The organism is Pseudomonas sp. EA_35y_Pfl2_R5, assembly GCF_963970805.1.
In the GTDB taxonomy this organism is placed as follows: Bacteria; Pseudomonadota; Gammaproteobacteria; order Pseudomonadales; family Pseudomonadaceae; genus Aquipseudomonas.
In genome coordinates this window covers 305,850-327,638 of record NZ_CAXAOW010000002.1, presented here as the reverse complement: position 1 = coordinate 327,638, position 21,789 = coordinate 305,850, and the positions used below count along the sequence as shown (strand labels likewise).

19 protein-coding genes are annotated in these 21,789 nt (G+C 58.0%); 18 read left to right on the top strand and 1 reads right to left on the bottom strand.

The window, feature by feature from the left end; translation table 11 throughout:
* Nucleotides 1–117: 117 nt before the first annotated feature.
* The gene (map, locus tag AACX99_RS05450; RefSeq protein WP_339410082.1) at nt 118–900 is read right to left on the bottom strand and encodes a type I methionyl aminopeptidase; all 783 of its coding nucleotides are present in this window, start codon (nt 898–900) and stop codon (nt 118–120) included.
* A gap of 285 nt (nt 901–1,185) precedes the next feature.
* Between map and rpsB the strand changes: the two genes are divergently transcribed.
* The 18 genes from rpsB (at nt 1,186) to tilS (ending at nt 21,768) form a co-directional block, all read left to right on the top strand.
* Nucleotides 1,186–1,929, top strand: coding sequence for a 30S ribosomal protein S2 (gene rpsB / locus AACX99_RS05445; protein ID WP_339410081.1), 744 nt, complete (start codon nt 1,186–1,188; stop codon nt 1,927–1,929).
* A 181-nt stretch (nt 1,930–2,110) separates the two neighbouring features.
* Nucleotides 2,111–2,977 carry a translation elongation factor Ts gene (gene tsf / locus AACX99_RS05440; protein ID WP_339410080.1) on the top strand — a complete coding sequence of 289 codons (867 nt, stop codon included), beginning with the start codon at nt 2,111–2,113 and terminating at the stop codon, nt 2,975–2,977.
* A 189-nt stretch (nt 2,978–3,166) separates the two neighbouring features.
* The gene (pyrH, locus tag AACX99_RS05435) at nt 3,167–3,916 is read left to right on the top strand and encodes a UMP kinase (RefSeq protein WP_339410079.1); all 750 of its coding nucleotides are present in this window, start codon (nt 3,167–3,169) and stop codon (nt 3,914–3,916) included.
* Nucleotides 3,906–4,463 carry a ribosome recycling factor gene (frr, locus tag AACX99_RS05430; protein WP_090248391.1) on the top strand — a complete coding sequence of 186 codons (558 nt, stop codon included), beginning with the start codon at nt 3,906–3,908 and terminating at the stop codon, nt 4,461–4,463. Before pyrH ends, frr begins: the two co-directional genes overlap by 11 nt.
* A gap of 16 nt (nt 4,464–4,479) precedes the next feature.
* On the top strand, nt 4,480–5,235 hold the full coding sequence (gene uppS, locus AACX99_RS05425; protein WP_339410077.1) for a polyprenyl diphosphate synthase: 756 nt from the start codon (nt 4,480–4,482) through the stop codon (nt 5,233–5,235).
* Nucleotides 5,235–6,050, top strand: coding sequence for a phosphatidate cytidylyltransferase (locus AACX99_RS05420; RefSeq protein WP_339410075.1), 816 nt, complete (start codon nt 5,235–5,237; stop codon nt 6,048–6,050). The genes uppS and AACX99_RS05420 overlap by 1 nt, the downstream gene beginning before the upstream one ends.
* Nucleotides 6,047–7,231: a 1-deoxy-D-xylulose-5-phosphate reductoisomerase gene (gene ispC / locus AACX99_RS05415; RefSeq protein ID WP_339410074.1), complete on the top strand. Its 1,185-nt coding sequence runs from the start codon at nt 6,047–6,049 to the stop codon at nt 7,229–7,231. The genes AACX99_RS05420 and ispC overlap by 4 nt, the downstream gene beginning before the upstream one ends.
* Before the next feature lie 21 nt (nt 7,232–7,252).
* Entirely contained in the window at nt 7,253–8,605 is a 1,353-nt protein-coding gene (gene rseP, locus AACX99_RS05410) for a sigma E protease regulator RseP (RefSeq protein WP_339410072.1), read from the top strand.
* 89 nt (nt 8,606–8,694) lie between these two features.
* Complete coding sequence (gene bamA / locus AACX99_RS05405) at nt 8,695–11,043, top strand: outer membrane protein assembly factor BamA (protein WP_339410071.1); 2,349 nt, start codon at nt 8,695–8,697, stop codon at nt 11,041–11,043.
* Nucleotides 11,044–11,086: 43 nt separating this feature from the next.
* Nucleotides 11,087–11,590 carry an OmpH family outer membrane protein gene (locus AACX99_RS05400; protein WP_090248384.1) on the top strand — a complete coding sequence of 168 codons (504 nt, stop codon included), beginning with the start codon at nt 11,087–11,089 and terminating at the stop codon, nt 11,588–11,590.
* Entirely contained in the window at nt 11,590–12,651 is a 1,062-nt protein-coding gene (lpxD, locus tag AACX99_RS05395; RefSeq protein WP_339410573.1) for a UDP-3-O-(3-hydroxymyristoyl)glucosamine N-acyltransferase, read from the top strand. Before AACX99_RS05400 ends, lpxD begins: the two co-directional genes overlap by 1 nt.
* 48 nt (nt 12,652–12,699) lie before the next feature.
* Nucleotides 12,700–13,140 (top strand): 3-hydroxyacyl-ACP dehydratase FabZ, encoded by a 441-nt coding sequence (gene fabZ, locus AACX99_RS05390; protein ID WP_160015687.1) that lies wholly within the window; start codon nt 12,700–12,702, stop codon nt 13,138–13,140.
* Entirely contained in the window at nt 13,137–13,913 is a 777-nt protein-coding gene (lpxA, locus tag AACX99_RS05385) for an acyl-ACP--UDP-N-acetylglucosamine O-acyltransferase (RefSeq protein ID WP_339410070.1), read from the top strand. The genes fabZ and lpxA overlap by 4 nt, the downstream gene beginning before the upstream one ends.
* 3 nt (nt 13,914–13,916) lie before the next feature.
* Complete coding sequence (gene lpxB / locus AACX99_RS05380; protein ID WP_339410069.1) at nt 13,917–15,050, top strand: lipid-A-disaccharide synthase; 1,134 nt, start codon at nt 13,917–13,919, stop codon at nt 15,048–15,050.
* Nucleotides 15,050–15,646: a ribonuclease HII gene (gene rnhB / locus AACX99_RS05375; protein ID WP_339410068.1), complete on the top strand. Its 597-nt coding sequence runs from the start codon at nt 15,050–15,052 to the stop codon at nt 15,644–15,646. The genes lpxB and rnhB overlap by 1 nt, the downstream gene beginning before the upstream one ends.
* A gap of 111 nt (nt 15,647–15,757) precedes the next feature.
* Entirely contained in the window at nt 15,758–19,279 is a 3,522-nt protein-coding gene (gene dnaE, locus AACX99_RS05370; protein ID WP_339410067.1) for a DNA polymerase III subunit alpha, read from the top strand.
* Between the two features lie 161 nt (nt 19,280–19,440).
* Nucleotides 19,441–20,391: an acetyl-CoA carboxylase carboxyltransferase subunit alpha gene (locus AACX99_RS05365; RefSeq protein ID WP_339410066.1), complete on the top strand. Its 951-nt coding sequence runs from the start codon at nt 19,441–19,443 to the stop codon at nt 20,389–20,391.
* A 60-nt stretch (nt 20,392–20,451) separates the two neighbouring features.
* Complete coding sequence (gene tilS / locus AACX99_RS05360; RefSeq protein ID WP_339410065.1) at nt 20,452–21,768, top strand: tRNA lysidine(34) synthetase TilS; 1,317 nt, start codon at nt 20,452–20,454, stop codon at nt 21,766–21,768.
* Nucleotides 21,769–21,789 lie beyond the last annotated feature (21 nt).

Sequence of the window (21,789 nt, the reverse complement as noted above, 5' to 3'; positions counted from 1 at the left end):
GCTAGAGTCCTGCAAGGCAAAAACAGGCGAGGAAGCGAAGTGTACTTTTGTACATGAGCATTCCGAGCCTGTTTTTAACGCAGCAGGGCCGACGCGCAGCAGACTTTGAGTAGGTTCTCAGGCTGATGTGCGGGCGATGGTGTCATCACTGCGCAAGGTGAAGATCTCATAGCCGTCAGCGGTCACCAGAATGGTGTGCTCCCACTGGGCGGAGAGCTTGCGGTCCTTGGTGATCGCGGTCCAGCCGTCACCCAGAGTGCGGGTTTCCGCGCGACCCTGGTTGATCATCGGCTCGATGGTGAAGGTCATACCTTCTTTCAGTTCCATGCCGGTGCCGGCCTTGCCGTAGTGCAGCACCTGCGGCTCTTCATGGAATACCGCACCAATGCCATGGCCGCAGTATTCGCGTACTACGGAGAAACCGTTCTTTTCGGCATGCTTCTGGATCACTTCACCGATGTCGCCCAGGCGAGTGCCGGGTTTGACCAGTTCGATGCCTTTATACATGCACTCCTGGGTGATCTTGGCCAGGCGCTCGGCCCACTCAGGCACTTTGCCGACCATAAACATCTTGCTGGTATCGCCGTGGTAGCCATCCTTGATCACGGTGATGTCGATGTTGATCACGTCGCCTTCTTTAAGCGGCTTGTCATTCGGAATGCCATGGCAGACCACATGGTTGACCGAGGTGCAGATCGACTTGGGGAAGCCTTTGTAGTTGAGCGGCGCAGGGATGGCCTGTTGCACGTTGACAATATAGTCATGGCAAATACGGTCGAGCGCTTCGGTGGTGACGCCGGGCTTGACGTGCTCGCCAATCATTTCCAGAACTTCGGCAGCTAGGCGACCGGCTACGCGCATTTTCTCGATTTCGTCGGGCGTTTTGATGGTGACGGTCATGTGCGGCTCTCGAACGCGAACAGAAAGGGCGTCATCTTAACAGCTACAAGCCGCCAGCCATAAGCGCCACGTGAAAACCTGCGGTGAGTCGGCTGTATATGTTGCGGTCTGCGAGTAGCTTGGCCCTGACTTTTATGGTATAAAACGCGCCGCTTTACGGGCTGTGTGCCCGAAAGCTTAAACCCACACACGTATCGACACGGTTTCCTGGGTGCCTTGCGACAAGTTCGCCGGGTTGGAGATCGGGATACGTGGAGGCCTAACCCGACTTATCAAGGAACTATCATGTCCCAAGTCAACATGCGCGATATGCTGAAGGCCGGTGTGCACTTCGGCCACCAGACCCGTTACTGGAATCCGAAAATGGGCAAGTACATTTTCGGCGCGCGCAACAAGATTCACATCATCAACCTTGAAAAAACCCTGCCAATGTTCAACGACGCGCTGTCGTTCGTTGAGAAGCTGGCTTCGGGCAAAAACAAGATTCTGTTCGTGGGCACCAAGCGTTCCGCTGGCAAGATCGTTGCTGAAGAAGCAGCACGTTGCGGTTCGCCGTACGTCGATCATCGCTGGTTGGGCGGCATGCTGACCAACTACAAAACCATTCGCGCCTCGATCAAGCGTCTGCGTGATCTGGAAGTTCAGTCCCAGGACGGCACTTTCACCAAGCTGACCAAGAAAGAAGCCCTGATGCGCACCCGTGATCTGGAAAAACTGGATCGCAGCCTGGGTGGTATCAAGGACATGGGCGGTCTGCCAGACGCTCTGTTCGTGATCGACGTTGACCACGAGCGCATTGCTATCACCGAAGCCAATAAGCTGGGTATCCCAGTTATCGGCGTCGTCGATACCAACAGCAGCCCGGAAGGCGTTGACTACATCATCCCAGGTAACGATGACGCCATCCGCGCCATCCAGCTGTATATGGGTGCAATGGCTGACTCGGTAATCCGTGGTCGCACCAACGCTAACGGCGGCGCCGACGAATTCGTCGAGCAAGCCCCAGCTGTAGAAGCTGCTGAAGGCTAAGTAGAACGCGCATAGCGTTTACTTAGTTCGCGAAAAGGGGGCTTAGCCCCCTTTTTGCCACCTTGAAAACCCTCGCCGACGTTTAGTTGCAATTGTTTGAAGTCACAGTCGGCGATGCGTTAAGAATTGAGCGCCCGTTCGCGGGTGGAATGGTTAAAACCTATCCAAGAGGAATTTAGAAATGGCAGAGATTACTGCAGCGTTGGTTAAAGAACTGCGTGAGCGTACTGGCGAAGGCATGATGGATTGCAAGAAAGCCTTGACCAAGGCTGGCGGCGACATCGAAAAAGCCATCGACGACATGCGTGCTTCCGGCGCGATCAAGGCTGCCAAGAAAGCTGGCAACGTGGCTGCCGAAGGCGCCATCAGCATCAAGGAAGATGGCAAGACTGCCGTCATTCTCGAAGTCAACTCGCAGACCGACTTCCTGGCTCTGCAGGACGATTTCAAGAACTTCGTGGCTGCCAGTGTCGAGAAAGCCTTCGCTGACAAACTGTCTGATGTTGAGCCGCTGATCGCAGCTCAAGAAGAAGCCCGTCTGGCCCTGGTTGCCAAGTGCGGCGAGAACGTCAATATCCGTCGTCTGGCGCGTATTGAAGGTGACGTCCTGGGTTCTTACCTGCACGGCAACAAGATTGGTGTTGTGGTTGTGCTCAAGGGCGGCACCGTCGACCTGGCCAAAGACATCGCTATGCACGTAGCAGCCAGCAACCCTGAGTTCCTGCTGCCTTCGGAAGTTTCCGCTGAAGCCATCGAGCGTGAGAAAGCCGTGTTCGTCAGCCTCAACGAAGACAAGATCAAGGGCAAGCCAGCCGAGATCGTCGAGAAGATGGTTGCTGGTCGTATCAGCAAGTTCCTGGCTGAAGCCAGCCTGGTTGAGCAAGCCTTCGTTAAGGATCCGGAAATCAAGGTCGGTGCTCTGGCCAAGAAAGCCGGTGCTGAAATCGTTTCCTTCACCTACTTCAAGGTTGGCGAAGGCATCGAGAAGCCGGTCGACAACTTTGCTGAAGAAGTTGCTGCGCAAGTAGCTGCTGCCAGCAAGCAGTAAGACGGCTAATCGCTGTTGCCCCGAAGAGGCTGCCCGCTAACGCGCGCGGCCTCTTTGTCAAATTGAGGGCACAGCTAAGCTGTGGGGGAGTTGGGGCTTTGGCGTCAATAACTCAGGGCGCTGTTGAAGCGCTCGATAAAAGCGAACTAAGGTTTGCACAGAATTCAAACGCCGCAGGAGAGACTCGCAATGGCTCAGCAGATGAGTGGTCGTCAACCGCGCTACAAGCGCATTCTGCTCAAACTCAGCGGCGAGGCCCTGATGGGGTCGGAAGATTTCGGCATCGACCCCAAAGTGCTTGACCGTATGGCGCTGGAAGTCGGGCAGCTGGTCGGCATCGGCGTGCAGGTCGGCCTGGTGATCGGTGGTGGCAACCTGTTCCGTGGCGCGGCGCTGAGCGCGGCGGGTATGGATCGGGTAACCGGCGACCATATGGGTATGCTGGCTACCGTGATGAACGCCTTGGCCATGCGCGACGCGCTGGAGCGCTCGAACATCCCGGCAATCGTCATGTCGGCCATCTCCATGGTTGGGGTGACTGATCACTACGACCGGCGCAAGGCGCTGCGTCATCTGAAAACCGGTGAGGTGGTGATTTTCGCCGCTGGCACTGGTAATCCGTTCTTCACCACCGACTCGGCCGCTTGCCTGCGCGCCATCGAAATCGATGCCGATGTGGTGCTCAAAGCGACCAAGGTGGATGGTGTGTACACTGCCGATCCGTTCAAGGATCCGCATGCCGAGAAATTCGAGCGCCTGACCTACGATGAAGTGCTTGATCGCAAGCTGGGTGTCATGGATCTGACGGCCATCTGTCTGTGCCGTGACCATGCTATGCCGTTGCGCGTTTTCAATATGAACAAGCCCGGTGCCCTGCTGAACGTTGTAGTCGGCGGCGCTGAAGGCACTCTGATTGAGGAAGATAAACATGATCAATGAGATCAAAAAAGACGCCCAGGTACGTATGCAGAAGAGCCTGGAATCGCTGGTCCATGCCTTTAGCCGTATCCGTACCGGTCAGGCGCACCCGAGCATTCTCGGTGGCGTGATGGTGCCTTACTACGGCTCCGACACCCCGCTTAATCAAGTGGCCAACGTTACCGTCAAGGACGCCCGCACCCTGCAAGTTGTAGCCTTCGAGCGCAATATGCTGGCGGCTGTCGATAAGGCAATCCAGAGCTCCGGTCTGGGCTTCAATCCGACCAACCTAGGTGAGCTGCTGCTGATTTCCATGCCGGCGCTGACCGAAGAAACCCGTAAGGGCTTCACCAAGCAGGCGCGTGATGCTGCCGAAGATGGCCGTGTTGCTGTGCGTAATATTCGCCGCGATGCCTTGAGCCAATTGAAAGATCTGGTCAAGGAGAAGGAAATCAGTGAAGACGAAGAGCGCCGTGCAGCCGACGAAATTCAGAAGCTGACCGACAAGTTCGTCGCGGAAATCGAAGTGGCAGTGAAGCAGAAAGAAGCGGATCTGATGGCCGTTTAACGGCCAGGATATCGTCATGGAAAAGACCAAAGACGGTAGTCCGTTCGCTGTGCCACGGCATGTGGCGATCATCATGGACGGTAACAATCGCTGGGCGAAGAAGCGTCTGCTGCCTGGCGTTGCCGGCCATAAAGCCGGCGTCGATGCCGTGCGCGCGGTAATTGAGGTGTGCGCTGAGGCGGGGGTCGAGGTGTTGACCCTGTTCGCCTTCTCCAGTGAAAACTGGCAGCGTCCGGCCGAAGAGGTCAGCGCCCTGATGGAGCTGTTCCTCGGCGCACTGCGCCGCGAGGCGAAGAAACTCGACGCCAACGGCATCAGCCTGCGCATTATCGGTGATCGCTCGCGCTTTCACCCTGAGCTGCAGGCCGCGATGCGTGAAGCTGAGACTCAGACTGCCGGTGACAAGCGTTTTGTCCTGCAGGTGGCGGCCAACTATGGCGGTCAGTGGGATATTGCTCAGGCGGCGCAGCGTTTGGCCCGTGAAGTTCAAGGCGGCCATTTGCGTGCCGAGGACATCACTCCTGAATTGCTGCAGAGCTGTCTGGTGACTGGCGATTTGCCGTTGCCGGACCTGTGCATTCGTACCGGCGGCGAACACCGCATCAGTAACTTCCTACTCTGGCAGCTGGCCTATACCGAGCTGTATTTCTCCGACCTGTTTTGGCCGGATTTCAAACACGACGCCATGCGCAAAGCCTTGGCCGATTTTGCTAGCCGCCAGCGTCGCTTTGGGAAAACCAGCGATCAGGTGGCTGCTGAGGTCCGTAGCTGATGCTCAAACAACGAATTATCACGGCGCTGGTGTTGTTGCCATTCGCCTTAGGTGGCTTCTTTCTGTTAGACGGCGCGCTGTTTGCACTGTTTATCGGCGCAGTGGTCAGTCTGGGCGCCTGGGAGTGGGCGCGCCTGGCAGGTTTTACTGCGCAAGTGCAGCGAGTGGCCTACGCCGCGCTGGTAGCTGTCTTATTGTTCGGCTTGTACCTGCTGCCTGCTTTGGCGCTCTGGGTGCTGTGGATTGGCGTGGCGTGGTGGGCGGTGGCGACCTTTCTGGTGCTGGGCTACCCGGCCAGCAGCCGATACTGGGCGCAGGCACCGGTCAGGTTGCTGATTGGTCTGCTGATTCTGCTGCCGGCCTGGCAGGGGCTTGTGCTGTTCAAGCAATGGCCTGAAGCAAACTGGCTGATTCTCGCCGTGATGGTGCTGGTATGGGGTGCGGATATAGGCGCCTATTTTTCCGGCCGACGCTTCGGCAAGCGCAAGCTGGCCCCGCGGGTGAGTCCCGGTAAAAGCTGGGAAGGCGTCTTCGGCGGCTTGCTGGCAACGTTGCTGATCTGCGTGGGCGTGGCGATTTACCGTGACTGGTCGTTTATCAGTCTGCTACTGGGGCTGGTCGGCACGGCCGTGGTGGTGCTGATCTCGGTGGTCGGCGATTTAACCGAAAGCATGTTCAAGCGCCAATCCGGAGTGAAGGACAGCAGTAATCTGCTGCCTGGCCACGGCGGTGTACTCGACCGTATCGACAGCCTGACGGCGGCGATTCCGGTGTTTGCCGCGTTGCTGTGGTTGGCGGGCTGGGGCTCGTTGTGAGTCAACTGCAGCAGATTACCGTGCTGGGGGCGACCGGTTCGATCGGTCTAAGTACCCTCGATGTCATCGCTCGTCATCCTGAGCGTTATCAAGTATTCGCGTTGTCTGGTTTCAGCCGCCTGGCTGAGCTGGAGGCGTTGTGCATGATCTACCGTCCGCGCTTTGCGGTGGTGCCGCAGGCTCTGCAAGCCCGTCACCTGCAGGAATGTCTACGTGCTGCCGGCCTGGCTACTCAGGTGCTGCATGGTCCCGAGGGTTTGTGTGAAGTGGCAGCGCATCCTGAAGTGGATGCGGTGATGGCCGCCATCGTCGGTGCGGCCGGCCTGTCGCCGACTCTGGCTGCGGTTGAGGCTGGCAAGAAGGTGCTGCTGGCCAACAAAGAAGCCTTGGTGATGTCGGGCGCACTGTTTATGCAGGCTGTGCGTAAAAGTGGTGCTGTGCTGCTACCAATCGACAGTGAGCACAATGCAATTTTTCAGTGCTTGCCAGGCGGCTACGCTCGCGGTCTGCAGTCAGTCGGAGTGCGACGTATTCTGCTGACCGCTTCGGGTGGGCCGTTCCGCGAAATGCCGCTCGAGCAGTTGCATGCGGTCACCCCTGAGCAAGCGTGCGCCCATCCCAATTGGTCGATGGGGCGCAAAATATCGGTCGATTCGGCAAGCATGATGAACAAAGGTCTGGAGTTGATCGAGGCCTGCTGGTTGTTTGATGCCGCACCGGCGCAGATTGAAGTAGTGGTGCATCCGCAGAGCGTGATTCATTCGCTGGTCGATTATGTCGATGGCTCGGTGTTGGCTCAGCTGGGCAATCCGGATATGCGAACGCCGATCAGTCACGCACTGGCCTGGCCTGAGCGTATTGATTCGGGTGTTGCACCTCTGGATCTGTTTGCTATCGCTCGGCTGGATTTTCAGGCACCGGACGAGCAGCGGTTCCCCTGTCTGCGTCTGGCGCGCGAGGCAGCCCAGGTCGGCGGTACAGCGCCGGCCATGCTCAATGCGGCCAATGAAGTGGCGGTTGCCGCGTTTCTGGAGCGGCGCATCCGCTTTCCTGAGATCGCGAGTATCATCGAAGACGTTTTGCATGCTGAGCCCGCCCTGGCGGTTGAGAGCCTGGATACGGTGCTGGCCGCTGATGGCCGCGCCCGCAATCTGGCTGAGCAATGGCTGAGTCGGCGCTGATCGCTGACGCGGAGAAGTTTGATGAGTGCGCTTTATATGCTGGTCGGTACCCTGGTTGCGCTCGGGGTGTTGGTAACCATCCACGAATATGGGCACTTCTGGGTAGCCCGTCGTTGCGGGGTCAAAGTGCTGCGGTTTTCTGTCGGCTTTGGCAGCCCGCTGCTGCGTTGGCATGACCGCCAGGGAACGGAGTTTGTTTTGGCCGCCATCCCGTTGGGCGGCTACGTGAAAATGCTCGATGAGCGCGAAGGCGATGTGCCGCCTGAACTGCTTGATCAATCGTTCAACCGCAAGTCGGTTCGCCAGCGCATTGCTATCGTGGCGGCCGGCCCGGTGGCGAATTTTCTGCTTGCACTGCTGTTCTTCTGGGCGGTGGCGATGCTTGGTAGTCAGCAGGTGCGTCCGGTTATCGGTGCGGTCGAGGCGGGCAGCCTGGCCGATGTCGCTGGTCTTCAGGTCGGGCAGGAGATCGTCGCAATCGATGGCCAGCCCACCACCGGCTGGGCTGCAGTGAATCTGCAGCTAGTCAGCCGCTTGGGTGAGAGCGGTCGCCTGGATCTAGCGGTGCGCGAGCCAGGTTCCTCGGTCGACAGTCCTCGGCAGATCGTACTGGACAACTGGCTGCGCGGTGCCGATGAGCCGGACCCTATCGCTTCTTTAGGTATTCGCCCTTGGCGGCCGGTGCTGCAACCGATTCTGGCGCAGCTTGATCCTGAGGGGCCGGCTTTTGCGGCGGGCTTGCAGGTTGGTGACCGTTTGCTTGCCCTTGATGGTCAGCCTCTGGCCGATTGGCAGCAGTTGGTAGATCAGCTTCGCGGCTTGCCGGGTAAAAAGATTAACCTGCAGGTGGAGCGTCAAGGCCAGCAGTTGAATGTGCCGCTGACCCTGGCTGCGCGTGGTGAGGGTGAATCACTCAGTGGCTATATGGGAGCGGGTGTCGCGGGGGGCGAATGGCCGCCTGAGATGCTACGCGAAGTCAGCTATGGCCCATTGGAAGCCATCGCCGAAGGTGCCAAAAACACTTGGGCAATGAGTGTTCTGACCCTTAACTCCCTAAAGAAAATGCTGTTTGGCGAGCTCTCGGTAAAAAACTTGAGCGGGCCGATAACCATTGCTAAAGTGGCGGGCGCTTCTGCTGAGTCAGGTTTGAGTGATTTTCTTAAATTTCTCGCCTACTTGAGCATTAGTCTGGGGGTTCTTAATTTATTGCCGATTCCCGTGCTGGATGGGGGGCATCTGCTTTTTTATCTGGTCGAGTGGGTGCGTGGTCGCCCGCTGTCGGAACGGATACAGGGTTGGGGGATGCAGATCGGCATCAGTTTGGTCATCGGGGTGATGTTGCTGGCCCTGGTAAACGACTTGGGTCGCCTGTAGCCGCTGCTGAATTACGCTCTCGGTACGAACAAGACGTGTCGCACTAAGCGGCAGATTTTTTATTGTCAGTTGGAATAAGAAAGGACTTCATGAAACGTCTGCTGCTACCTGCGGTGCTTGCCGCACTGATGATCACCGAAGTTCACGCCGAGTCCTTCACCATCTCCGATATCCGGGTCACCGGTCTGCAGCGTGTTTCCGCTGGCAGCGTATTTGGAGCCTTGCCTCTTAACGTGGGTGCGCAAGCCGACGACCGGTCACTGGTTGAGGCAACCCGCGAACTGTTTAAAACCGGTTTCTTCCAGGATATCCAGCTTGGTCGCGATGGCGATGTGCTGGTTGTTACCGTGGTCGAGCGCCCGTCGATCTCCAGTATCGAGATCGAAGGCAACAAGGCCATCAGCAGCGAAGACCTGCTTAAAGGCCTAAATCAGTCGGGCTTGGCTGAAGGCGAGATTTTCCAGCGGGCCACTCTGGAAGGTGTGCGCAACGAGCTGCAGCGTCAGTACGTCGCTCAGGGCCGTTACTCTGCCGAAATTGAAGCTGAAGTGATTCCGCAGCCACGTAACCGCGTGGCGCTGAAGATCAATATCAATGAAGGTTCGGTTGCCGCCATTCAGCACATCAACGTGGTGGGCAACTCGGTATTCTCCGATGAAGATCTGATTGATCTGTTCGAGCTGAAGACCACCAACTGGCTGTCCTTCTTCAAAAATGATGACAAGTACGCCCGCGAGAAACTCTCCGGTGACTTGGAACGCCTGCGCTCCTATTACCTGGATCGCGGCTATATCAATATGGATATCAGCTCTACTCAGGTATCCATCACCCCGGACAAGAAGCACGTCTATGTCACGGTCAACGTTGACGAGGGCGAGAAGTACACCGTGCGTGAGGTCAAACTCAGCGGTGAGCTGAAAGTGCCAGAAGAGGATGTACGCGCTTTGCTGCTGGTTCAGGAAGGTCAGGTGTTCTCGCGCAAGGTGATGACCACAACCTCCGAGCTGATTACCCGTCGCCTGGGTAACGAAGGCTATACCTTTGCCAACGTTAACGGCGTGCCAGAAGCTCATGACGATGGCACCGTGTCGATTACCTTTGTGGTCGATCCGGGCAAGCGCGCCTACGTTAACCGCATCAACTTCCGCGGCAACACCAAGTCTGAAGATGAAGTGCTGCGCCGTGAAATGCGTCAGATGGAAGGCGGCTGGGCTTCGACCTACCTGATCGACCAATCCAAGACCCGTCTTGAGCGTCTGGGCTACTTCAAGGAAGTCAACGTCGAAACCCCGCAGGTGCCGGGTACTGACGATCAGGTCGACGTCAACTACAGCGTTGAAGAGCAGGCTTCCGGTTCTATCACCGCCAGCGTTGGTTTTGCTCAGAATGCGGGTCTGATTCTCGGTGGCTCGATTACCCAGAACAACTTCCTGGGTACTGGTAACAAGGTCAGCGTCGGCTTGACCCGTAGCGAGTACCAAAGCAACTACAACTTCGGCTTCGTGGACCCCTACTGGACGCCAGACGGTGTCAGCTTGGGCTACAACGCCTTCTTCCGTGAGACCGATTACGACGAGCTGAATACTGATGTATCCAGCTACTCGGTGGACAGCTACGGTGCGGGCGCAAGCATCGGTTATCCAATCAGTGACACCTCGCGTCTGACTTATGGCTTGACCATACAGAACGACAGCATCGGTACCGGCGTGTATACCGTTGATGAAATCTTCGACTTTATCGATGCCGAAGGTGACAGTTACCTGAACCTCAAGGCGTCGGTTGGCTGGTCTGAGTCGACACTGAACCGTGGCGTGCTGGCGAACCGTGGTCACTCGCAAAGTCTGGTATTCGAAACCACAGTACCGGGCAGTGACCTGTCGTTCTTCAAGGTGGATTACCGTGGTCAGGTCTTCAAACCGCTGAGCAACACCTATACCTTACGCCTGCATAGCCAGCTGGGTTATGGTGAAAGCTACGGCTCTACTTCCGACTTGCCATTTTATGAGCACTACTACGCCGGTGGTTTCAACTCGGTACGTGGTTTCAAAGACAGCAGCCTGGGTCCGCGCAGTACCCCAAGTCGGGGAACTAACCCTGGTACAGCCTTCGATCCTGATCAGGATCCACTGCCGTTCGGCGGCAACGTCCTGATTCAAGGTGGTGCTGAGTTGCTGTTCCCCATGCCGTTCGTCAAGGATCAGCGCTCTCTGCGTACTGCCCTGTTCTGGGATGTGGGTAATGTCTTCGACACTAGCTGTGGTAAGTCCCAGGAAGAGTGCGGCAGTATTGACCCTGGTAACTTGGCCAGTTCCGTGGGTGTCGGCCTGACCTGGATTACAGCGCTGGGCCCGTTGAGCTTCAGCTTGGCCATGCCAATCATCAAGCCGGATGATGCTGATACGCAGATTTTCCAGTTCTCTCTCGGTCAGACGTTCTAAACGTCGGATTTTTGAATACCAACAGTTTTGCAGGAGTTGTACCGTGCGTAAGTTGACTCAACTGGTTTTGTTAAGCGTTGCCCTGCTGGCAACTCCGGCTTTTGCCGAGATGAAAGTAGCGGTATTGAACTATCAAATGGCTTTGCTGGAATCTGACGCTGCCAAGCGTTACGCCGTAGACGCCGAGAAGAAGTTCGGCCCGCAGCTGAACAAGCTGAAAACCCTGGAAAGCGACGCCAAGCGCATTCAGGACCGGCTGGTCAAAGATGGCGAAAAAATGCAGACCGCCGAGCGTGAGCGCCTGGAGCTTGAATTCAAGCAAAAAGCCCGTGATTTCCAGTTCCAGTCCAAGGAGCTGAATGAGTCCAAGGCTGTGGCCGATCGTGAAATGCTGAAAAAGCTCAAGCCGAATCTGGACAAGGCCGTGGAAGAAGTGATCAAGACCGGTAACTTCGATCTGGTGCTGGAGCGCGGCGCGGTGATTGATGTCAAACCTCAGTTCGACATCACTCGCCAGGTTATCGAGCGCATGAATCAGCTGCGCTGATCATGAGTGCAACGGTTTATACCCTTGGCCAGTTGGCCGAGCGTCTGGGCGCCACCTTGCGTGGCGACACAGACAAGCCGGTCAGCGGTTTGGCCACCTTGCAGGAGGCAGACGCTGATCAGCTGAGCTTTCTTGCCAATGCGCAATACCGCAAGTTTCTCTCGGGCTGCCAGGCTGGCGCGGTGCTGTTGACCGCTGCTGATGCCGAAGGCTATGCCGGCAATGCCTTGGTTGTTGCCAATCCTTACCTGGCGTATGCCGAGCTCTCTCATCTATTCGACCGAAAGCCCCAGGCCCTGCCTGGCATGCACCCCTCTGCTGTGGTGGCTGCGGATGCGCACGTCGATGTGAGTGCCAGTATCGGCGCCTATGCGGTGATCGAAAGTGGCGCGCAAATCGCTGCTGGTGTAACCGTAGGCGCGCAGTGCGTTGTCGGTGCGCGCTCGGTGATCGGTGAGGACGGCTGGTTGGCTCCACGAGTGACGCTGTATCACGATGTGCGGATCGGAAAGCGCGTGGTTATTCAGTCCGGTGCGGTGATCGGTGGTGAGGGCTTCGGCTTTGCCAACGAGAAAGGGGTTTGGCAGAAAATCGCGCAGATCGGTGGGGTGACCATCGGTGATGACGTCGAGATCGGGGCCAATACCACCGTCGACCGTGGCGCGCTGTCAGATACGCTGATTGGCAATGGGGTCAAGCTGGATAACCAGATCATGATCGCGCACAACGTGCAGATTGGCGACAACACGGCCATGGCCGGTTGTGCGGGTATTTCCGGCAGCACCAAGATCGGCAAGAACTGCATGATCGCTGGTGGTGTGGGCATGGTTGGGCATATTGAGGTGTGCGACAACGTGTTCGTCACCGGTATGACAATGGTTACCCGTTCGATCACCGAGCCGGGCTCATACTCCTCCGGTACAGCCATGCAGCCAGCGGCTGAATGGCGCAAGAGCGCGGCACGGATTCGTCAGTTGGATGACATGGCGCGACGCCTGCAACAGTTGGAAAAGCAGCTGGCCGCCGTGACCCCAGCTGCCGACACTTCATCTGATGCCTGAGCCGGTGTTTGCCGGCTTCTCTTTTTTCTCTTACAGGCTTCTCTGCACATGATGGACATCAACCAGATTCGCGAATACTTGCCGCACCGCTATCCGTTCCTTTTGGTGGACCGGGTGGCTGAGCTTGATATTGAAGGCAAGCGTATTCGTGCCTACAAGAATGTCAGCATCAATGAGCCGTTTTTCAACGGGCATTTTCCTGAGCACCCGATCATGCCGGGCGTGTTGATCATCGAGGCAATGGCTCAGGCTGCCGGTATTCTCGGCTTCAAGATGATGGACCTGAAGCCCTCCGATGGCACCCTGTATTACTTTGTCGGCTCCGACAAGCTACGCTTTCGCCAGCCCGTGGTGCCCGGTGATCAGCTGATCCTCGAAGCCCGCTACCTGAGCAGCAAGCGCAGCATCTGGAAGTTCGAGTGCAAGGCCAGCGTCGACGGCAAGGAAGTCTGCTCGGCAGAAATCATCTGTGCGGAACGCAAGCTATGAGTTTGATTGACCCTCGCGCCATCATCGATCCCAGCGCCAAGTTGGCTGACGACGTTGTCGTCGGCCCTTGGTCGATAGTCGGGGCCGATGTAGAAATTGGCGAGGGTACAGTGATCGGCCCCCATGTGATCCTCAAGGGGCCGACGCGGATCGGTAAACATAACCGCATCTATCAGTTCTCTTCGGTGGGTGAAGATACCCCCGATCTCAAGTACCAGGGCGAGGCGACCCGCCTGGTAATTGGCGACCACAACGTGATCCGTGAGGGTGTCACCATCCATCGCGGTACCGTGCAGGATCGCAGCGAAACTACTCTTGGTGACCACAACCTGATCATGGCTTATGCCCATATCGGCCATGACAGCGTGATCGGCAACCACTGCATTCTGGTCAACAACACCGCATTGGCCGGGCACGTATGGGTCGATGACTGGGCGATTCTCTCCGGCTTCACCCTGGTCCATCAATTCTGCCGTATCGGTGCGCACAGCTTTTCCGGTATGGGCACAGCGATTGGCAAGGACGTACCGGCGTTTGTCACCGTGTTTGGCAACCCGGCCGAAGCGCGCAGCATGAACTTCGAAGGCATGCGCCGTCGTGGTTTCAGCGCTGAGGCGATTGCTGCCTTGCGTCGTGCCTACAAGATTGTCTATCGCCAGGGGCTTACGGTTGAGCAGGCGATGATTGAACTGGCCGAGTCGTCTGCTGAGTTCCCCGAAGTCGCGATCTTCCGCGATTCCATTCAGGCTTCAAGCCGCGGCATTACCCGATAATTTATGACTGACCTGATGCGTGTCGCGCTGGTCGCCGGCGAGGCGTCTGGCGATATTCTCGGTGCGGGCCTGATGCAGGCCCTCAAAGCCCAAAACCCACAGATCGAATTTATCGGTGTCGGTGGCCCGCTGATGCAGGCCCAGGGACTGAATTCCTATTTCCCGATGGAGCGTTTGTCGGTGATGGGGCTGGTCGAGGTGCTGGGCCGTCTACCTGAGCTGCTGTCACGGCGCAAGCGTCTGATTAATACCTTGATCGACGCCAAACCAGACGTGTTTATCGGTATCGATGCGCCGGATTTCAACCTGACCCTTGAACTCAAGTTACGTCAGGCCGGCATCAAGACCGTGCATTATGTCAGCCCGTCCGTGTGGGCCTGGCGGCAGAAGCGCGTGTTGAAGATTCGCGAAGCTTGTGACCTGATGCTGACCCTGTTCCCGTTCGAGGCGCAGTTCTATCAGGATCATCAGGTACCGGTGCGGTTTGTCGGCCACCCGCTGGCCGACACCATCCCGCAGCAGGCGGACCGCGCCGCGGCCCGTGAGGCGCTAAACCTCGCGCAGGATCAGCTTGTGGTGGCCTTGATGCCTGGCAGCCGTGGTGGCGAAGTCTCGCGTTTGGGCAGTTTGTTTCTCGATGCGGCTGTGCGTTTGCGCACCTTGCGCCCTGGTATCCAGTTTGTCTTGCCGTGCTCCAGCCCTGAGCGCCGTGCACAACTTGAGCAGATGCTGGTGGGGCGCGACTTGCCGCTGACCTTGCTCAATGGTCGATCCCATGAGGCGCTGGCCGCCTGTGATGCGGTGTTGATCGCCTCCGGCACGGCGACTCTTGAAGCCCTGTTGTACAAACGGCCGATGGTGGTGGCTTACAAGGTTGCGTCCTTGACCTATCGCATCCTCAAGCGCCTGGTTACCAGTGCCTATATATCCCTGCCCAATCTGCTGGCCGAGCGGTTGCTGGTGCCGGAAATGATTCAGGATGCTGCTACGCCCGAGGCTCTGGCCCAGTTGCTGGCGCCGTTGCTCGATAGTGGCGCGGTGCAGACCGAAGGCTTTGATGTGATTCATCGGGCGTTGCGTCGTGATGCCTCGGTGCAAGCCGCTCAGGCTGTGCTGCAACTGACAGGTCGCAGTTGATGCAGCTCGGACTGGATTTCACCCTGGTGCAAGAGCTGGTGGCGGGTGTCGATGAAGTCGGCCGTGGCCCGCTCTGCGGTGCAGTAGTGACGGCTGCAGTGATTCTCGATCCATTGCGGCCGATTCTCGGGCTGAACGATTCGAAAAAACTCACCGAAGCGCGGCGGGAAAAACTCTTCGACGAGATTCGCGAAAAGGCCTTGTCTTGGTGTATCGCTCGCGCCGAGGTGGAAGAGATCGATAAACTGAATATTCTCCACGCCACCATGCTGGCCATGCAGCGCGCGGTCGAGGGCTTAGGCATCACGCCCAAGCTGGCGTTGATTGATGGCAATCGCTGCCCGGTTTTGCAGATGCCCAGCTCCGCGGTGGTCAAAGGCGACAGCCAGGTTCCCGCAATTGCTGCGGCATCCATTCTGGCCAAAGTCAGCCGTGATCGCGAGATGCAACTGCTTGATGCGCAATATCCCGGTTACGGTATCGCCGGGCATAAAGGTTATCCCACCCCGGTCCACCTGGAAGCCTTGCGACGTCTGGGGCCTACGCCGATTCACCGGCGCTCCTTTGCCCCGGTCCGTGCGTTGTTAGACAGCTGACACAACGCTTAAGAAATTCCCTCGTCATCCTCTGCCCAGTAGCGCTTGTCGCGCGCTGCTGCGGTTGTACAATCCCTGCCTTGTCGTTTTTGCGTTTTGTATAGGACTGCCATGACCGCTTCGTTCGTCCACCTGCGTTTGCACACCGAGTTTTCCCTGGTTGACGGGCTGGTAAGGGTCAAGCCGCTGATCAAGTCGGTGGCGGCAGCCGGCATGCCGGCGGTGGCGGTTACCGATATGAGCAATATGTGCTCATTGGTGAAGTTCTATAAGGCAGCCATGGGCGGTGGCATCAAGCCGATCTGCGGTGCCGACATTTGGCTGGCCAGCGCGGAAGAAGATGGTCCGCTGAGCCGCATGACCCTGCTGGCGATGGATGCCAAGGGGTATCGCAACCTCACCGAGCTGGTCTCGCGCGGCTGGAGCGAAGGGCAGAGCAATGACCTGGTGATCATCCAGCGTGATTGGGTCAAGCAAGCGGCCGAAGGCCTGATTGCCCTGTCTGGCGCGAAGGAAGGCGAGGTCGGCCATGCCTTGCTCGATGGCGAGCCTGCGGCGGCCGAAGCCATTCTGCGCGAGTGGATGGCGGTATTCCCCGAGCGTTTCTATCTGGAAGTGCAGCGCACCAACCGGGTTAATGATGAAGAGCATCTGCACGCTGCGGTAGCCCTGGCCGACAAGATTGGCGCGCCGCTGGTAGCAACCAACGATGTGCGCTTTATCAAGCAGGACGACTTCGCTGCTCACGAAACTCGCGTGTGTATTGGCGAAGGCCGCAGCCTTGACGACCCGCGCCGTCTGCGCACCTATTCCGATCAGCAGTACCTGAAAAGCCCGGAGGAAATGGCCGAGCTATTCAGTGATCTGCCGGAAGCGCTGGAAAACACCATCGAGATCGCCAAGCGCTGCAATATCGAAGTGCAGCTGGGCAAATACTTCCTGCCAGACTTCCCCGTGCCGGCCGGCCTGACCATGGACGAATACTTTCGCCAGGTCTCGTTTGAGGGCTTGGAGGAGCGCCTGGCGGTGCTCTGGCCGAAGGACACCACGCCGAATTACGAAGAGAAGCGCCAGGTCTATATCGATCGGTTGAATTTCGAGCTGGATATCATCATCCAGATGGGCTTCCCCGGATATTTTCTGATCGTAATGGACTTTATCAAGTGGGCGAAGAACAACGGCGTGCCGGTGGGTCCAGGCCGTGGGTCGGGTGCCGGCTCGTTGGTGGCCTATGTACAGAAGATCACCGACCTCGACCCGCTGGCCTATGACCTGCTGTTCGAGCGTTTCCTCAACCCGGAACGGGTTTCCATGCCCGACTTCGACGTCGACTTCTGCATGGATGGCCGTGATCGGGTGATCGACTACGTGGCCGAGAAATACGGGCGCAACGCGGTGAGCCAGATCATCACCTTCGGCACCATGGCGGCCAAGGCGGTGGTGCGCGACGTAGCGCGGGCCCAGGGCAAGTCCTACGGCCTGGCGGATCGCCTGTCGAAGATGATTCCTTTCGAAGTCGGCATGACCCTGGAAAAAGCCTACGAGATGGAAGAGCCGCTGCGCGACTTCCTCAAGGTCGACGAAGACGCCCGGGAAATCTGGGAGATGTCGCTCAAGCTCGAAGGCATCTGTCGCGGTACCGGCAAGCACGCCGGTGGCGTGGTGATTGCGCCTACCAAGCTCACCGATTTCTCGCCGATAGCCTGCGATGATGAGGGTGGTGGCCTGGTCACTCAGTTCGATAAGGACGATGTGGAGTCCGCCGGCCTGGTGAAGTTCGACTTCCTCGGTCTGCGTACCCTGACGATCATCAAGTGGGCGATGGAAACCATCAACCGCGAGCAGGCCAAGAAGGGTTTGCCGGATCTGAACATCGACTTTATCCCGCTGGATGACAAACCGACGTTCAGCATGTTGCAGAAGGCCGAGACCACTGCGGTGTTCCAGCTTGAATCACGCGGTATGAAGGAGCTGATCAAAAAGCTCAAGCCAGACTGCCTGGAAGACATGATCGCTCTGGTGGCCCTGTTCCGTCCGGGGCCGCTGCAATCGGGCATGGTGGACGACTTTATCAACCGTAAACACGGTCGCGAGCCGATTTCCTACCCGCATCAGGACTATCAGTACGCAGGCCTGGAGCCGGTGCTGAAACCGACCTACGGCATCATCCTGTACCAGGAACAGGTGATGCAGATTGCCCAGGTCATGGCCGGCTATACCCTCGGTGGTGCGGACATGCTGCGCCGCGCCATGGGTAAGAAGAAGCCCGAGGAGATGGCCAAGCAGCGCGGCGGCTTTATCGAAGGCTGCGCCAGCAACGGTATTGATGCGAATCTGGCGGGCAACATCTTCGACCTGGTGGAAAAGTTCGCCGGCTACGGCTTCAACAAATCCCACTCGGCTGCCTACGGTCTGCTCTCGTATCAGACCGCCTGGCTCAAGGCGCACCACTCGGCGGCCTTTATGGCGGCGGTGTTGTCGGCGGATATGCACAACACCGACAAGGTCGTCACCCTGATCGAGGAATGCCGCAGCATGAAGCTGCGCCTCGATGCGCCGGATGTGAACATCTCCGAATTCAAGTTCACGGTTAACAACGAAGGCTGGATCGTCTATGGCCTGGGCGCGATCAAGGGTGTCGGCGAAGGGCCGGTAGAGGCCATCGTCGAGGCGCGTCAGGAAGGACCGTTCAAGGATCTGTTCGACTTCTGCTCACGGGTCGACCTTAAGCGCATTAACAAACGCACCCTGGAGGCACTGATTCGCAGCGGTGCATTGGACCGTCTGGGGCCGCACTTTCATGAAGAGCTGAAGGCCTACAAGGCCAATATCGACCGTAACCGCGCGGTGCTGCTGGCTGCCATGGAGGAGGCCGTGCAGGCGGCCGAGCAGACCGCGCGCAGTCACGACAGCGGCCATATGGATCTATTTGGCGGGGTGTTTGCCGATGCAGAGGCGGATGTCTATCTCAATCACTTGCGCGCCCGCGAGCTGACGCTGAAAGAGCGTCTGAAAGGCGAAAAAGATACCCTGGGCCTGTATCTGACCGGTCACCCGATTGATGAGTACGAAGGAGAAGTGCGGCGCTTTGCTCGCCAGCGCATCGTCGACTTGAAAGCTGCGCGCGGTGATCAGACGATTGCCGGCCTGGTGGTCGCCCTGCGGGTAATGAAGAACAAGAAGGGCGATAAGATGGGCTTTATCACCCTCGATGACCGCTCCGGACGGATCGAAGCCTCCTTGTTTGCCGAGGCGTTTAACAGCGCTCAGGCCTTGCTGCAGACCGACGCCCTGGTGGTGGTTGAAGGCGAAGTGAGCAACGACGACTTTTCCGGCGGCCTGCGCCTGCGTGCCAAGCGGGTGATGAGCCTGGAAGAGGCGCGTACCGGCCTGGCCGACAGCCTGCGTCTGAAGGTTGCCAGCAGTGCCTTGCAGGGCGACCGTATGCGTTGGTTGGCTGAGCTGTGCGGTCGTCATCGCGGCGCGTGCCCGATCACCGTTGACTACAGCGGTGTGGATGCCAAGGCGCAATTGCAGTTCGGCGAAGCCTGGAGGATCGAACCGGCGGACAGTCTGATTCAGGCATTGCGTGACCAGTTCGGCAAAGACAACGTCTTTTTGCACTACCGCTGATTTGCGGGGCCCAGGCTCCGCGTTTCAGTTGCGACGCCTTGAACGGCTGCACGGTTTACCTGCAGTCCGGTGTCGACCTGAATGCGCCTACTGCTATAAGGTAGGGCGCGATAACGGATACAGCTCCCGGCCACTTGGCCGTCGACGCAAGACGGATGACTATGAACCCGAATTTTCTCGATTTCGAACAGCCGATCGCCGACCTGCAAGCCAAGATCGAAGAGCTTCGCCTGGTTGGTAACGACAACTCGTTGAACATCAACGATGAAATCGCCCGCCTGCAGGACAAGAGCAGCTCGCTGACCGAAACTATTTTCGGCAACCTGAGCAGCTGGCAGATCGCCCAGCTGGCGCGCCACCCACGCCGCCCTTACACCCTGGATTACCTGCAGCACATCTTTACCGAGTTCGATGAGCTGCATGGTGACCGTCACTTCTCAGACGACGCGGCCTTGGTGGGCGGCGTTGCTCGTCTGGACGGTGAGCCGGTGATGGTCATCGGTCACCAAAAAGGCCGCGAGATTCGCGAAAAGGTACGCCGCAACTTTGGCATGCCGCGACCGGAGGGCTACCGCAAGGCGTGTCGTCTGATGGAGATGGCCGAACGCTTCAAAATGCCGATCCTGACCTTTATCGATACCCCAGGTGCTTACCCGGGTATTGACGCAGAAGAGCGTAACCAGAGCGAGGCTATCGCCTGGAACCTGCGTGTGATGGCGCGCCTGAAAACTCCGATCATCGCCACCGTAATCGGTGAAGGTGGTTCCGGTGGCGCCTTGGCCATTGGTGTGTGCGACCAGTTGAACATGCTGCAGTACTCCACCTACTCGGTGATCTCGCCGGAAGGCTGCGCCTCGATTCTGTGGAAAACCGCAGAAAAGGCTCCGGATGCTGCCGAAGCTATGGGCATCACCGCCGAGCGCCTGAAAGGTCTGGGCATTGTTGATCAGGTGATCGGTGAGCCACTCGGTGGCGCGCACAGCGACCCGGCGGCTGCAGCCGAGTCAGTGCGTCAGGCGTTACGTACGCAATTGGATATGCTCAAGACTTTCGATACTGACGCACTGCTCAAGCGTCGTTATGAGCGTTTGATGAGCTACGGGATTGCCTGATTGTTCGGCAGTTGCGCATACAACGGGCCTTCGGGCCCGTTGTTGTTTTAAGCTTGGCCGATGACTCCCGTACATATCCGTTTGTGTGATGCCCTGCAGTCCTGGCGTAGTGCCCCAGGTTGGTGTGTAGCCCTGTCCGGTGGGCTGGATTCCACGGTGCTGTTGCACCTGCTTGCCAGTCTTGCGCAACGCGAAGCATTGCCGCCTCTTTCCGCTATTCATATCCATCATGGTCTGCAGGCTGCTGCCGACGTCTGGCCGGCGCATTGCCGTGAGCTGTGCGCGGCTTTATCCGTACCGCTGCAGATTGAATATGTGCAGGTGGTTCCCGGTGCCAGTCTTGAGCAGGCTGCGCGCGATGCCCGTTACGCGGCCTTTGCTGCGCATCTGGGGGCTGATGAGTTGCTGCTGACCGCGCAGCATCGCGATGACCAGGCCGAAACGCTGTTGTTTCGCCTGTTACGTGGTGCCGGGGTGCAAGGTTTGTCGGCCATGCCGGTGAGTCGTGCATTGGGAGCGGGGCAGCTGGTTCGACCGCTGCTGAGCTGCTCGCGCGATGAACTGTTGGCCTATGCCTGTGAACACAAGTTGTCTTGGGTTGAAGACCCGTCAAATGCCGATGAGCGCTTCTCGCGTAATTATCTGCGTCGGCAGGTGTTACCCGCGTTGCTCAATCGCTGGCCACAGGCCGCCATAAATATGGCCCGCAGCGCTGCGCACTTGAGTGAGGCTGCGCAGTTGCTCAATGAGTTGGCGCAGCAGGATATGGCTGCGGCCGACGTACCGGGTGAGTTTGCTTGGCTGCTTCTACCTAATCTTGCACTGCCTGCGCTGCGCGATCTGAGTGAGCCGCGCCAACGCAATGCTTTGCGTTATTGGCTACGCCCGTTGACGGCGATGCCCGACAGCGAGCATTGGGCTGGTTGGCAAACGTTGCGCGATGCGGCGTCGGATGCTGCGCCCATCTGGAAGCTGGCGGCGGGGGAGTTGCGCCGCAGTGATGAGCGCCTGTGGTGGCTGTCAGGTGATTGGCTGCGCTTTCCAGAGCCGGTCAATGTGAGGGTTCAAGGTAATCAGCAGGTGGTATTGCCTGCCAATGGCCGTGTGTGGATTGAGGGTTTGCTGCCCGTGGGCAAGTGGCAGTTGGGTTATCGCCAGGTTGGTGATCAGATGTTGTTACCAGGTCGCGGTCACCGTGATCTCAAACGGTTATTCAATGAGTTACGCATTCCGGCTTTTGCGCGGGATCGTCTGCCGCTGCTGCGCTTGAATAACCAGGTGGTGGCAGTCGCCAACCTGCCGGGTCTGCAAGGTGCCGCTGATGGCAGCTGGCAATTGCATTGGCAGCCACCGACGAATGATCAAGGTTTGAGCTGATAAGGCCTTTCCGGTAGACTA